The 13,898-nt window shown below is 68.4% G+C and carries 13 protein-coding genes; 8 read left to right on the top strand and 5 right to left on the bottom strand.

Features of this window, described 5'->3' with window-relative positions; all coding sequences use genetic code 11:
* Positions 1-46 precede the first annotated feature (46 nt).
* From AB0D57_RS31600 to AB0D57_RS31590, 3 genes are all read right to left on the bottom strand, one after another.
* Positions 47-1,075, bottom strand: a complete 1,029-nt coding sequence (locus AB0D57_RS31600) for a hypothetical protein (RefSeq protein WP_362080674.1) — start codon at positions 1,073-1,075, stop codon at positions 47-49.
* Positions 1,076-1,231: 156 nt separating this feature from the next.
* Positions 1,232-1,603 carry a hypothetical protein gene (locus AB0D57_RS31595; protein WP_362080671.1) on the bottom strand — a complete coding sequence of 124 codons (372 nt, stop codon included), beginning with the start codon at positions 1,601-1,603 and terminating at the stop codon, positions 1,232-1,234.
* Between the two features lie 101 nt (positions 1,604-1,704).
* The gene (locus tag AB0D57_RS31590; RefSeq protein WP_362080668.1) at positions 1,705-3,084 is read right to left on the bottom strand and encodes a glycoside hydrolase family 125 protein; all 1,380 of its coding nucleotides are present in this window, start codon (positions 3,082-3,084) and stop codon (positions 1,705-1,707) included.
* 293 nt (positions 3,085-3,377) lie between these two features.
* On the opposite strand from AB0D57_RS31590, the gene AB0D57_RS31585 reads away from it, so the two are divergent.
* The 3 genes from AB0D57_RS31585 (at position 3,378) to AB0D57_RS31575 (ending at position 5,514) form a co-directional block, all read left to right on the top strand.
* Positions 3,378-4,226, top strand: a complete 849-nt coding sequence (locus AB0D57_RS31585; protein ID WP_362080790.1) for a sugar ABC transporter permease — start codon at positions 3,378-3,380, stop codon at positions 4,224-4,226.
* Between the two features lie 20 nt (positions 4,227-4,246).
* A complete protein-coding gene (locus AB0D57_RS31580) occupies positions 4,247-4,390 on the top strand; it encodes a hypothetical protein (RefSeq protein ID WP_362080665.1) in 144 nt (47 codons plus the stop codon).
* Between the two features lie 92 nt (positions 4,391-4,482).
* Positions 4,483-5,514 (top strand): LacI family DNA-binding transcriptional regulator, encoded by a 1,032-nt coding sequence (locus tag AB0D57_RS31575; protein WP_362080662.1) that lies wholly within the window; start codon positions 4,483-4,485, stop codon positions 5,512-5,514.
* A 16-nt stretch (positions 5,515-5,530) separates the two neighbouring features.
* Here AB0D57_RS31575 and AB0D57_RS31570 read toward each other — a convergent pair whose 3' ends face one another.
* The gene (locus AB0D57_RS31570) at positions 5,531-6,700 is read right to left on the bottom strand and encodes a glycoside hydrolase family 76 protein (protein WP_362080659.1); all 1,170 of its coding nucleotides are present in this window, start codon (positions 6,698-6,700) and stop codon (positions 5,531-5,533) included.
* Positions 6,701-6,941: 241 nt separating this feature from the next.
* Between AB0D57_RS31570 and AB0D57_RS31565 the strand changes: the two genes are divergently transcribed.
* Genes AB0D57_RS31565 through AB0D57_RS31555 form a run of 3 tightly spaced genes read left to right on the top strand, consistent with a single transcriptional unit; the run spans position 6,942 to position 11,691 of the window.
* Complete coding sequence (locus tag AB0D57_RS31565) at positions 6,942-8,555, top strand: alpha-galactosidase (RefSeq protein ID WP_362080656.1); 1,614 nt, start codon at positions 6,942-6,944, stop codon at positions 8,553-8,555.
* A gap of 20 nt (positions 8,556-8,575) precedes the next feature.
* Positions 8,576-10,054, top strand: coding sequence for a glycoside hydrolase family 76 protein (locus tag AB0D57_RS31560; RefSeq protein ID WP_362080653.1), 1,479 nt, complete (start codon positions 8,576-8,578; stop codon positions 10,052-10,054).
* A 38-nt stretch (positions 10,055-10,092) separates the two neighbouring features.
* Entirely contained in the window at positions 10,093-11,691 is a 1,599-nt protein-coding gene (locus AB0D57_RS31555) for an FG-GAP-like repeat-containing protein (RefSeq protein WP_362080649.1), read from the top strand.
* A 251-nt stretch (positions 11,692-11,942) separates the two neighbouring features.
* On the opposite strand, the gene AB0D57_RS31550 is transcribed toward AB0D57_RS31555, so the two are convergent.
* Positions 11,943-12,215, bottom strand: a complete 273-nt coding sequence (locus AB0D57_RS31550) for a hypothetical protein (RefSeq protein ID WP_362080646.1) — start codon at positions 12,213-12,215, stop codon at positions 11,943-11,945.
* Between the two features lie 4 nt (positions 12,216-12,219).
* Here AB0D57_RS31550 and AB0D57_RS31545 point away from each other — a divergent pair, with 4 nt between their 5' ends.
* Complete coding sequence (locus AB0D57_RS31545; protein WP_362080642.1) at positions 12,220-12,564, top strand: tyrosine-type recombinase/integrase; 345 nt, start codon at positions 12,220-12,222, stop codon at positions 12,562-12,564.
* Positions 12,565-13,219: 655 nt separating this feature from the next.
* Positions 13,220-13,816, top strand: a complete 597-nt coding sequence (locus tag AB0D57_RS31540) for a reverse transcriptase domain-containing protein (RefSeq protein WP_362080639.1) — start codon at positions 13,220-13,222, stop codon at positions 13,814-13,816.
* Positions 13,817-13,898: the final 82 nt, after the last annotated feature.

Below are 13,898 nucleotides of genomic sequence, written 5' to 3'. Positions count from 1 at the left end.
AGGGCCGAGCGAAAGACCAGGAGCAGCAGGGGGGGCGTCGGCGCACTCATACCGGCAGGGGCGTCGCTCCCCAGGCTTCGGCCCAGTCGTAGACGAGGGTCTCCGCACCAGCCCGCCAGCGACGAGGAGCCGTGGTGGACAGCCAGTCGAGGGGTTCGACGCCACCGGGCGTCCCGCCGTCCAGCGCGATCCTGATGGCTGCGGCAAGGTCGCTGTTTGTGCGGTCTGTGCGGGCGGCGGGGTCCACCGAGACGAACAGGGCTGTACCGGAGCGCGCCACCAGGTCCAGGAACTGCCGGTTGAGATTCCAGTCCGTCTGCGGTGTGCAGGGCACGCAGTCCGCGTCCACGGTGAAGAACCTGTTGTGCTGGGCCAGCCGGAAGGCGAGTGTGTTCACGCCTATGCGCCGGGTCCGCTCCCAGCTGCGGCCCGAGGTGTCGTCGCCGGACCGTTGCACCCGCACCAGGCCCGCGGACAGATGGCCGACCGTATTGCAGCCGATCACCACCGTGTCCCCGGCGGCCTCGGCGATCGTGCGATACAGGCGGACCAGGATCTCGGCGCTCGTCAAGGACCCGTCGGCCAACGACCAGCCCGGCGAGGCGAGTTCGGCGGGGAAGCCGGGGGCGAAGCAGCCGAACACGTCGTACGTGGAGAAGTCGTGCTTGATGAGTTCGTACCCCCATCGCCGGAACCGGGTCACGTCCCCGGTGACCGTCTCAAGCGCCACGTCCAGTGACGGGTCGAGGGGGAAACCGGCATCCCTCCGTATGCCGGGCCGGACGGCGGCGGTCTCGGTCCGGGAGAGCAGCGGTCGGAACCACAGGCCCGGCCGGGCACCGGTCTCCGTGATCCGGGTGGCCATGTCCTCCATGTCGTCGAACACGCCCGGCAGCCCGGTGTCCCAGGGGCCGCCGGGCGCGGATCCGCCGCCCTCGGTCCAGCCGTCGTCGATCACGCAGTACGGGCGAACGGGATGCCCGTCGGCGTACTCCACGACCGTCCGCGCGTCCCTCAGTACCGCGTCGGGGCCGAAGCCACGTCCGTAGGCGTAGTACCAGTTGTTGCTGCCCACGACGGGGCCTGTGGAAGGCAGTGGGTCCGGGCTCATGACTGTGCTGAGCGCTTGGTGTGCGGCGAACGGTGTCGGGGCCGCAGCGGTCACCACCGTGGCCACGTCCAGTACTCGCTCACCCGACAGCACCGGCAGGCCGCCGCTGCGTACATCCGCTTAGAGGGTGATGCCGTCCTCGTCGACCGTCCAGGAGCACAGGGCGCCAGCTCTGGTCCGCACCCCCCACCCGGTCGTCGTTCCCCCGGACGCACTGGTGATCAGGACGTACCAGGGCAGCGCGCGATTCGGCTGCAGAGTCCGCCACTGAAGATCGCCGTACCCGCGCTCCCAGGCATCTCCGAGGATCCGTGCGCCTTCGGGTGTGTTGTGCCTCCAGCGCAGCACGATCCGCGACAGTCCCTCGGCGCCTGCGCGGGCGCATACCCGCAGACCGCCGGCCGCCCGCTCGGCGGTGACCTGGGTGCCGCGCACCGTCCAGACACCTTCGGTGGCCGGAGCCGCCGTGTGCGGCCGGGTGTCGTCGGTCATGACGTGGACGGTGTCGGGCAGGCACAACACGGCAGGCTCCTCGGGGTGGTTGCAGTGACGGCGCCGGTCCCGGCGGTCGCCGTCTCGGCCACTGACGCAGGTCAGGCGAGTCCGCTGCCCGCGCTCGGCGCGGCGGGCAGGGTCCGCGGGTGCACGGGAAACAGGTGCCGCACGCCGCCCCCGCACAAGTCGAGGGCGAGTTCGCAGAACATGGCGTTGGCCCAGCCGAACCAGTCCCGGGTGAACCGGCCCGGGTCGTCGACATGGAAGCTCTCGTGCATCAGGCCGGTGCCGGCGGTCGTGGCCGCCAGTGTGTCCAGGGCCTGCGCTGCGTGGTTCGCGTCGCCGGTCAGGCCGGCGGTGGCGATCGCCAGCGGCCAGACGTGACTGTCCGGCGTATGCGTACTGCCGAGGCCGGACGCGTAACTGCCGCTGAAGAACGATGGGTTCGCCTCGGAGAGCGCAAGACGCCGGGTCGCCTGATAGAGCGGGTCCTCCGGTGCGCACCAGCCGCTCAGGGGGAGGCTCAGCAGACTCGGGAGGTTGGCGTCGTCGCCGAGCAGCGCCGTCCCGAGGCCGTCGACCTCGTAGGCCAGGACGGATGCGCCGTCGACCTCGACCACCGCGTGCGCCAGGATTCCGGCGTCGATCTCGTCGGCCAACCTCCGGGACTCGCGGGCGAGTTCCGCGTCGCGGAGGGCGGAGGCGGCCAGTTCGGCCAGCCCGTGCAGGCTCGCCGACGCCAGCGCGTTGGCCGGGACGAGATAGCCGTGTCGGCAGGGATCGTCGCTCGGCCGGAAGCCCGACCACGTCATACCGGTCCGCCGGACGCCGGCTCCGCGGCCGCCCTGGGGAAGGCTGTCACCGGCGAAGGGGCCGGACGGCCGGACGAACCAGTAGGGCGAGTCCGTGTGGGACTGTTCCGCCCGCCACATCCGTACGATCGTCCAGGCGGCACGGTGGAAGGCCCTGTCGAGGTGGTCCTCGCGACCGGTCGCCCGCCGGAACGCGTACGCCAACTGCAACGGCGCGCAGAGGGAGTCGAGTTCGTACTTGCGCTCCCACACCCAGTCTCCCGGCGTGGGCCGGTCGGCGGGCTCGCCGTGCGCGCCGGTGGGTCCGTCGTTGAAGGCGTTGGCGTACGGGTCCAGCAGGACGCAGCGGATCTGACGGCGCGATACGCCGACCAGGACGTCGCCGACCTCAGGATCCGTGGCCACGGCGAGGTAGGGCCGGACCTGGGCGGTACTGTCACGCAACCACATCGCCGGGATGTCTCCGGTCTTGACGAAGACTTCCGAGACGTCTGATGGCTCAGTGCCCCAACTCATCGATGTGGTCCACGTGTTGGTCAGGCAACTCTCGACGATGTCCGCTGCCGGGCTGCCCCGCAGTTCGGTGGCCAGTCGTCGTCCGAGTGTCCTCAGCGACTCCGGAGCCGCCCACAGTGTTCCGGATGTTGATCCGGGAAACGTTACCATCGCGCCTCGTGACTCCCTCTGGGGCGTGCGCCACCGTGTGATCAACAGGGAATGGAAACGTTACCTTGAAGGAGCTGGAGACCACCAGACGGTCGGGTCCGCCCAGTCTGAGTCATCGCCAACTCCTCGGAGGGAGAAGGTGAGCGCGTGTGACAGCCACTCCGCACCAAGAGACGCGAACCACCGCACCACCTGTGGTTCGGCCGCCCGAACAGGGACGCCCTGGGCGCCTCGGGCGACCATGGCGCCCGCGAAGGAAGCCGGCGTCGGACACCCTGGCCGCGTACGTGTTCATGGCACCGGCCCTCATCGGCTTCACGGCGTTCGTCGCCTACCCGCTGATCCGGTCGGCCTACTTCGCGCTGACCAGCTACAACGGCCTGTCGGACCCGAAGTTCATCGGTCTCGACAACTTCCGCAGGATGTTCACCACCGACCCGTCCTTCTGGCCCTCGGTGCGCGCCACGCTGCTGCTGGTCGTGCTGTACGTGCCGCTGTCGCTGGCCATCGGGCTGGCCCTGGCGGTGTTCTGCAATCAGCGGATGCGGGGCGTCCGCCTGCTGCGCACCCTGTGCTACCTGCCGGTCGCCCTGCCCGTGGTGGCCACGATCACGCTCTGGAAGTTCGTGTTCAACCCACAAGTCGGCCTGGCCAAGCAGGTGTTGACGTGGCTTCACCTGCCCACCAGCGAGTGGCTGTCCGGTACGAACTCGGCGATGCCCTCGATCGTGATCGTCATGCTGTGGAGCGTCGGCTCCACGGTGATCATCTTTCTCGCCGCGCTCCAGGCCGTCCCCACCGAGCTCTACGAAGCGGCCAGGCTCGACGGCGCCGGCCCCCGCACGGTGTTCTTCCGGATCACCCTGACGCTGATCAGCCCGATCATGATTCTGCAGGTGGTCCTACAGATGGTGACGGCCCTTCAGGCGTTCAACCAGCCGAAGATCCTCTCGCCGGACGGCCTGGGCGGTCCCGGGTTCAGCACCAGGACGCTGATGCTGTCGATCTACGCCAACGGCTACCCCAAACTCGGGCAGGTCTCCCAGTTCGGCTATGCCTCCGCCCAGGTGTGGGTGCTCTTCCTCGGCATCGTCGTCGTGATCGCCGCACGACCGTCGCGACCACCGTCAAAGCGGGACTGAACACGTCGTCCAGCATCGGCGTGCGATTCACCACCCAGTGGGCCGGCCAGTCGAACGACCTGATCACCGCCTACTGGCCGGACATCATCCAGGGCAAGAAGCCGCTCTCCGAACTCCAGACGATGACCGACAAGATCAACGAAGTGATCAAGAACAACAGTTAGCCACCCGGGCCGGGCAGTTGGCCGGGGCTGGAAACGTATCCTGAGGGTGGCCCCGGCCCCGGTACGCGATGGAAAGTTGGTCTTCGCCTCACGTGAGCAGTCGTCCCCCGCACCGCCAGAACGCCAGGCCCACGATGCGCGATGTCGCGGAGCGGGCCGGAGTCGCCGTCGTCACCGTCTCCCGCGTCGTCAACGGCATCGGAACGGTCCGCGAGGAGACGGCCGACCGTGTGATCGCGGCGATCAACGCCATCGGGTACCAGCGCAACGAGATCGCGCGCTCGCTCCGCCCCGGGCAGAACTCCATGACTATCGGGCTGCTGCTCGGCGACCTGACCAACCCCTTCTACGCGTCCCTCGCCAAGGCCGCCGTCGAAGTGGCCAACCGGGCCGGCTACGCAGTCCTCCTCAGCACGGCCGACGAGGACCCGGAGGTCGAACGCCGCGCCGTGGGCGAGCTCATCGGACGACGCGTGGCCGGGCTCATCATCGTCCCCGACCAGGGTGACCACGCCTTCCTCAACGAGATCAACGGCCATGACCACGTACCCATCGTCTTCGTCGACCGGCCGGCCATCGGCGCCGAGGCCGACGTCGTCCTCGTCGACAACGAGGACGGCGGACGCAAAGCCACCCAACACCTCATCGACCAGGGCCACCGCCGGATCGCCATCCTCGTCGCCCCCTCCTACTACAGCACCGGCCGGCGGCTGCGTGGCTACCGCAAGGCCCTCCGCCGCAACGGCATCACCCCCGACAACGACCTGATCGTCACCCTGCGCCGCGGCACCACCGAGGAAGCCTCCGCCGCCACCCACACCCTGCTCGCTTCCGACCGGCCACCCACCGCGGTCTTCTCCACCACGGGCTTCCTCACCGAGGGCGTCCTACGCGCCTGCCGGCAGCTCCAAGCCCCCATCGCGGTCGTCGGCTTCGACGACTTCAAACTGGCCGACATGCTCCCCACCCCGGTCACCGTGGTCACCTCCGACACCGAGGAACTCGGCCGCCGGGCCGCCCACATCCTGCTGGACCGCATCGATGGCGACGACGCCCCCTCCCGCCGCACCGTCCTCCCGGTCCACCTGATCGCGCGCGGCACGGGAGAGATCGGGCACCCGTAGTCAGCAGAGCATCCAGTCAGTAGAGCGTCCGCCACTTGGCGCGGGGCCACGCGAGCACGGCGTAGATCTGCGCGAATGCCGCCTGCTGGATCGCTTCCGTACCGCCGGCCGCATTGAAGTGCACGAGGCCGGTGGCGGGATCGCGCATCGTGGACCACACCTGGTCGGCGTAGTCGGCCATCGCCTGGTGGTACTTGTCCTTCTTGGTCGCGGACTCCAGGAGCAGCAGGTTCTTGAAGAAGATCGAGTTGAAGTACACGGGCTGCGTGAACAGCCGCCCCTGTGTGACGTAGTAGGCGTACGCGGCCTCGGCAATCCGCTCGGCCCGGCGCAGATAGGCACGGTCGCGGGTGACCTCGTAGAGGAGGACGTTGACACCGACCGGCACGCCCTGGTTGTAGGACCAGAAGGTCTTCTCGACGGAGCCCTGCAGGTCGAGGTGGTCCCAGAACAGGCCGCCGGGGCTCTGCAGATGTGTGTTCGTCCAGTCGTAGAAACATCTCGCCCAGTCCAGATAGTCGGCCTTGCCGGTGATCTGGTGGAGGCGCAGGGCGAGTTGGGCGCCCGGCATGTTCGAGACGGTGTTGCGGTCCCGGCTCCAGCCGGCCTGGGTCCAGAAGACGCCGCCGGGGTCGGCGTGGCTCGTGTCGGTGTCCCAGCCGGACCTGACCAGGGCGAAGATCTCCTTTGCGCGTGCCAGGGCGGCGGGGTCCCCGGTCTGCAGATGGCGCTGGACCTTCGCCAGGCCGACCCATTCGTTGTCGTCGTAGAACATGTCGCCGCCCGAGCCGTACGGGGCGACGGGGTAGGAGTCGTATCCGGGAAGCCCGGTCGTGCCTCCGGCGGCGTTCCAGAAGTGCTCCTGCGCCGTTGCCCGTTCGGCCAGCGCCGACTCGTAGGCCGCGTCCACGGCCGTGAGGTCGAGGGCGGCGATGTGCACCTGCGAGAAGGGCCATTCGTACGAGTACGGCTTGTCGTCGGCGGCCGCCGGAACCTGCTCGCGGACCAGCCCGGAACCGTCATTCGTGTCGAAGTGTCTCTCGAGCGCGGCGTACGCGGCGACGGCGCGCGACAACGCCCGGGCCGGGCTGGAGCGTTCCGCTGCGGCCGCCGGTGTGGTGGCCATCGCTGTCATCGCGGCCAGGCCGGAACCGACCATCACTCGCCGAGAGGGATACATGGGCATGGGAGGGCCTCCAGGGATGGGGTTATGGAAACGTTCCCACTGAGCGGTGGGGTCGTCAACGCTCCTGCAGGCATGAGTAGTTAAGCCCGAAGGCAATCTGGTACGGACCATTGACGCCTGAACCTGGCTGATGGGATGTTTTCGATGGTTACGTTTCCAAGATGCTCCGCCCCCCGATCTGGACAACGTTGTCCAGCATGTGAGTCGTCCGGCCCCGCACGGCGAAACAGGAGACATCGGCATGGCTGTCCCGTCACCCCTCATGAGACGCCTGAGCGCCGCCGTCACGATGGTGCTTCTGCTGGCCCTCGCCCCGGCTCTGCTGGTGCTCCGCGCCGCACCGTCCGCGCAGGCCCTCGAAAACGGCCTGGCCAGGACGCCTCCGATGGGCTGGAACGACTGGAACGCCTTCGGCTGCAACGTCACCGAGCAGCTGGTCAAGCAGACCGCCGACCACCTCGTCTCCTCCGGTCTGAAAGACGCCGGGTACCAGTACGTGAACATCGACGACTGCTGGATGTCCAAGGCTCGCAACTCCGCGGGCCAACTGGTGCCCGACCCGGTCAAGTTCCCGAGCGGCATCAGCGGAACCGCCGCCTACGTCCACAGCAAGGGCCTGAAACTCGGCATCTACGAGAGCGCCGGCACCGCCACCTGCCAGGGCTATCCCGGCAGCCTCGGCCATGAGCAGACCGACGCCAACAGCTTCGCCTCCTGGGGCGTCGACTACCTCAAGTACGACAACTGCAACCACCAGAACGTGCCCGACCAGCAGCGCTACACCGCCATGCGCGACGCCCTGGCGAGCACCGGCCGCCCCATCGTCTACAGCCTCTGCAACTGGGGCCTGGCCAACGTGTGGACCTGGGGCGCGGGGGTCGGCAACAGCTGGCGCACCACCGACGACATCAACCTCAACTTCTCCACGGTGGTGTCGATCTTCAAGGCCAACGTCAAGCTCGCCCCGTACGCCAAGCCCGGCGCCTGGAACGACCCGGACATGCTGGAGGTCGGCAGAGGCATGTCGTTCAACGAGGACCGTTCCCACTTCAGTCTGTGGGCCGAGATGGCCGCGCCGCTGATCGCCGGGAACGACATGCGCACGGCCTCCGCGGCCACTCTCTCCCTCTACGGCAACCGGGACGTCATCGCCGTGGACCAGGACTCCCTGGGCAAGCAGGGCACCGAGATCTCCTCGGCAGGCGGTCTGCACGTGCTGACCAAACCCCTCGCGAACGGTGACGTGTCGGTGGTCCTGTTCAACGAGAACGCGAGCGCGGCCACGATCAGCACCTCGGCCACCGCGGTGGGCCTCCCGGCTGCCTCGTCGTACCGGATCGACAACCTCTGGACGCACGTGATCAGTAGTACGAGCGGCAGCATCGCGGCCAACGTCCCGGGGCACGGCTCGGTCATGTACCGGGTGTCCGTCGGCAGCGGAACCAGCGTCGGGACGACGCACCCGCTGATCGGCGCCTCCTCCAACCGCTGCCTCGACGCGTACGACGGCCAGACCGCCCCCGGCACCAAGATCGAGATCTGGGACTGCGGGGGCGGCACCAACCAGGCCGTGACCCTCACCGCCGCCGGTGAACTGCGCCTCTACGGCGGTACCCAGTGCCTGGACGTCAACGGCAGCGGGACCACCGCCGGCACGAAAGTGCAGCTCTGGACCTGCACTGGTGGCGCCAACCAACAGTGGCGCTTCAACGGCAACGGCACCATCACCGGCGCCCAGTCGGGCCTCTGCCTCGACGTCACGGGCGGCGACCAGGCCTCCGGCAACGTCAACGGCACCGCGCTCGAACTCTGGACCTGCAACGGCGGCGCCAACCAGCAGTGGCGCCTGGGCTGACCGACCTCAACGGAGCTGACATGAAGTCAAAGCCAAGAAGGACACGCATGCTTGGGGCCGGCCTGCTCGCGACCGCGGTGTCCCTGGCACTCCTGATCCCGGCGTCCGGAAGCGCCGAAGCAGCGACCACAGCAGTCCAGGCGACCGTCTGCAACAAGTACTGCGACGCGCGGGACCCGGCCCTCAGCAGCCAGGACCGCAAACCCGTCACCGCCACGCTCTTCTCGCGCACGTTCGTGCTGCACTTCGACGACGCCGACGCCATGGGCTGGGCTTCCATAGGCAACGGCAGCCCCGGGGACGAGGTGTGGATGGACCGTTCGTTCGACGGCGGGCGCACCTGGTCCTCGGGCAGCCGGATCGGCGCCACCACGATCCCGGCGGGCCAGACCGGCTGGCGGACGATGATGTACAACGTCGACGACTGGGCGAACCACGGCGTCGGCGCCCTGCGCGCCTGCGGCAAGGCCGCCGACCGCACCGACATCGTCTGCACACCCTGGGCCCGCTCCACCTGGAACGCCTCCGACCGGCGCACCGCGACGGCCACCGCGCAGATGCAGTTCTACAACTACGGCACCGGTCTGTTCGACACCACCGGCTGGTGGAACTCCGCCAACGCGCTGCACGCCGTCATCGACAACGCCCGGGTGACCGGCATGCAGAGCTACACCTACGCCATCGGCCGCACCTACGACCTGCAGGTCAACGCCCAGGCGGGGCAGTTCCGCAACGACTACATCGACGACACCGGATGGTGGGGCCTGACCTGGATCGCGGCCTACGACCTGACCGGCGACCCCCGCTACCTGGCCACGGCCCGGGCCGACGCGGACTACATGGCCTCCTACTGGGACGGCACCTGCGGCGGCGGGGTGTGGTGGAGCACCGCGAAAACGGTGAAGAACGCCATTCCCAACTCCCTCTACATCGAGCTCAACGCCGCCCTGCACAACCGCATCCCGGGCGACACGACCTACCTTGAGCGCGCGAAGGCGGACTGGACCTGGTTCCAGGGCACCGGCATGGTCAACTCCGACCAGACGGTGGGCGACGGCATCAGCCTGAGCACCTGCAAGAACGGCAACGCCACGGTCTGGTCGTACAACCAGGGCCAGCTGGTCGGCGGTCTGACCGAGCTGTACAAGGCCACCAGCGACTCCTCCGTACTCACCGCCGCCCGCCGGATCGCCGACGCCAACACCACCTCGAGCAGGCTCAACACCTCGGCCGGCATCCTCAAGGACCCCTGCGAGAGCGGTGACTGCGGTGCCGACGGACCCTCTTTCAAGGGCGCCGACGTACGCGGCCTGGCGAAGCTCAACGCGGTCCTGTCCGACCGTCCCTACTCGGCGTACCTCAGCAAGCAGGCCGCGCAGGCCTACGCCTCCGACCGCAACGCGCTCGACCAGTACGGGCTGCGCTGGTACGGCCCCCTGGACAAGACCGACGCCGCCCGCCAGCAGAGTGCCCTCGATCTGATGAACGCCGCCTCCTGACCCCCACCAGCCGCCCGCGCCGCCAGAGGAGAAGCTCCATGGCCGTTCGCCGCAGACGCTCACCCGTGCACCCCGACACGCGAATACGGCGCCTGAAGCGGCGGGCATCCGCCGCAGCCCTCGCCGCCGCCGGCGCGGTTCTCCTGGCGCTCGTGTCGGCAGGACCGGTCTCCGCCCAGACACCCGTCCCCCAGTTACGGGTCATGCCCCTGGGCGACTCGATCACCTGGGGCGTCGGAAGTGCCACCACGTCGTCGTACCGGGCGTCCCTCGCGAGTCTGGTGGCCGGCCAGTCCGAGTACACCGTGCAGTTCGTCGGTTCCCAGAACTCCGGCACGCTGGCCGACCAGTCCAACGAGGGCCACAGCGGATACGTCATCTCCCAGATCCGCGACGGCATCGACGGCTGGATGTCCGCGGCCCGCCCCGACGTGGTGATCCTGCACATCGGCATCAACGACCTCGACCGGGGCGTCGACGTCGCGAACGCTCCCGCCCGGTTGACCGGCCTGGTCGACCGTATCTACGCCGACCGGCCGGGCACCAGCGTCATCATGCTGGGCCTCATCCCGACCACCCCGGACCTGGGCTCGCAGGTCGCGACGTACAACGCTGCCGCCAAGCAGCTGCAGAGCACCGAGCAGGCCGCCGGGAACAAGTTTCTCTACGTCGACCCACCCGCCCTGACCTCCGCCCAGTTCGTCGACGACCTGCACCCCAACGACGCCGGCTACCAGCGCATGGCACAGGCCCTCTCCCCGGCCCTCACCAACGCGTTCGACGCCGGATGGGCCGCCGGAAGGCGGCAGTTGAACGCGGGCACCGAGTCCGGCACCACCGGCCGTGTGCGGTGGGCGGACTTCGACGGCGACGGCCGGAGCGACTACGTCATGCTCAGCTCCAGTGGCGCGGTGTCGGTGTGGCTCAACCGGGGCGGTGACGGCCACGGCGGCTGGTCGCCACTGGGGCAGGTCGCCTCGGGCCTGACGGCCGACGCGGGCCGGGTCCGTGTCGCCGACTTCGACGGCGACGGACGAGCCGACTACATCGTCCTCGGCTCCACCGGCGCGGTGACGGTCTACCTCAACCGCGGTGGTGACGGCCACGGCGGCTGGTCCGTCCTCGGTCAGGTCGCCACCGGCCAGACCACCGACCCCACCCAGGTGAAGTTCGCCGACATCGACGGCGACGGCCGGAGCGACTACGTCCTGCTCAGCTCCAGCGGCGCGGTGTCGGCGTGGCTCAACCGGGGCGGTGACGGCCACGGCGGCTGGTCGCCACTGGGCCAGATCGCCTCGGGCCTGACGGCCGACGCCTCCAAGGTGCGCTTCGCGGACCTCGACGGGGACGACCGCGCCGACTACACGTGGCTGAGTTCCACCGGCGCGCTCTCGGCCTACCTCAACCGGGGCGGTGACGGCCGCGGCGGCTGGCTGGGGCGGGGGCAGGTCGCCTCCGGGCTGACGGCTGACGCCACCCGCGTGTCCACGGCCGACTTCACCGGCGACGGCAACGCCGACTACGTCCTCGGGGACAACACGACCAACGCCGCCACCGTCTATGCCTGGCAGGGCGGGGACGGCCACGGCGCCTGGAACGACCTCGGGCGCGTCGCCGGCGGCGTCACCATCGGCTGACCGTTCGCTTGCCCTGGTCGCGTGCGGCACCCGCGCACTCATAGCCGCCGGCTTCGGACCGGAGTCCGAGGGTGAGCTCCCCTACCAAGCGGCTTCTGACCGCCCTGGGCAAGACGATGCTCCTGCTGGCCGACGCGGCCTTCGACGGCAACGAGTTCCTTGAGGCCGTCCATCAGAGCGGGGCGTGGTTGCTGGTGCGCTCCGGGGCCCGCCGCGTCCCCACCCCCGCCGAGCACCTGGGCGACGGCTCCCTAGCCGTCGACGACCGCGCCTACGGCGCCGAAGACCGTCAATCGCTGGGCGAGGTTGTCGCCGATGACGGCGCGGCCGTCGTAGCCGAAGGCGTTGATGACCAGGATGTCGCCGGGGCGGATGTGGCAGAGCGGGGTGATCACGGCCTTGTCGTCGCCCGCAACGGTGCGGACCGGGAGCGCGGTGCCGACGGCCCTGGCCCCGTTCCAGGCCCCGGAAGCGCCCCCACGTGCGACGCCCAGGTGGTCGCGGCTGACCGCCGAAGGCCGCACGGTGATGCTGTCCTCGCATCTGATGAGCGAGGTGGCGCAGACCGCCGACCGCCTGGTGGTCGTCGGCCGGGGTCGGCTGCTGGCCGAGACGACCCGCCGTTGCCCAAGCGGCAGCCGGGTGAGAAGCCGTCGAGTGTTATGGGAGCCGAGCCGCGAGCTCGGATTCCACGTCCTGCGTCATACATACGCTTCGGTGATGCTCGAAGCCGGTGAGTCGATCGTGTCGCTCGCGATGTGGCTGGGACACTCCGACCCGGCGTTCACTCTCCGGACGTACACACACTTCATGCCGCAGGCCGGCGCTCGTGGGCTGTCCGCCATCGAGGCGTGGTTCACGGATCTCGGCTGAAAGTCCCAGAGAAGTCCCAGAGGGAGTAACAACCTGCCGGATCCAGGTAAACATGCAGGTCTTGTGTCCTGAACATGAAAGGGAGTTGGTTGTAGGCCAGCTTCTGGAAATGGTGCTGTGCGGAAGATGAAGGAGTAGTGGCCCTTCGAAGTCGCCCTGCGGGGGGAGGCTTCAAACCACCTCATGCTGCATTGGGTTGAAGACCGTTGTGGTGAGCGATGAGGAAAAGGCGTCGTGAGAGGCGTCAGGTGGGGATCGGGAAGACGAACGAAAGTGAATCGCTGCTGACGTGTCGAAATGTTTCTGAACGACATCAAAACCGGGGTGTGACCTGAATCCCGGGATAAGCCTGGCGGGCGCCCGTCTATTGGCCAGGCGGTGTCCGGCATGTAGGCGACGTGAGCCCGATCTGCGGCTTCTGCATGGAACAGGAGAAGGCAGGCACCGATACGGTCCGCCGCGCTGCGGCGGCAAGAGGGAGCACCCAAGCAGCTGACACTGCAAGGGGCTGAGTACCGAAGCGGAGCCTGCTGGCGGACCGGCTCGTAGTAGTGATGAAGCCCCTGTAACGGGAGTGGAGCGAAGGGGCCGGGTCGTTCGTGACTGTGTTGATCGCATCAACCGGACTGCGTCCGGGAGGAATCCGAGGGACCAGTTGAAGTCTCAGAGCAAGCCGTTTGAAATTTCCAAGTGGGAAGTCAAGGAGGCGTGGGAGGAAGTCAGGGCGAACAAAGGCGCACCCGGAGTTGACGGGCAGAGCATCGACGACTTCGAGAAAGACCTGAAGGGCAACCTCTACAAGGTCTGGAACCGGATGTCGTCAGGCTCGTACTTTCCGCCCCCGGTGCGCGCGGTGGCTATTCCTAAGCCTCACGGAGTCGGCGAAAGAATGCTCGGCATTCCCGCTGTCGCCGACCGGGTGGCTCAGACCGTGGTGGCACGGCATCTGATGCGGCGGGTGGATCCCATTTTCCATCCGGACAGCTATGGATACCGGCCTGGACGGTCCGCGCTGGACGCGGTGGGGAAATGCAGGGAGCGGTGTTGGAAAAGGGGCTGGGTGGTGGAATTCGACATCACCAAGTTCTTCGACAGCGTCCCCTGGGACCTGCTGGTCAAGGCGGTGGAAGCGCACACCGACGCCGTCTGGGTGAAATTGTATGTGCGGCGGTGGCTCGCTGCCCCGCTCGTCATGCCCGACGGCTCCCTGCGGGAACGGGAGTGTGGAACCCCGCAAGGCAATGCCACGTAGATAAGCAGTTCGGTGATCTCTTTCCACATGTGCACAGCGACACGCCCGGGCTGGCTGTGGATAGTCAACGGGTATAACCACT

It is taken from the genome of Streptomyces sp. NPDC048275, assembly GCF_040652275.1.
Lineage (GTDB): Bacteria > Actinomycetota > Actinomycetes > Streptomycetales > Streptomycetaceae > Streptomyces.
The sequence above is the reverse complement of the archived record's forward strand: the minus strand, read 5'-3'. Positions and strand labels throughout refer to the sequence as shown.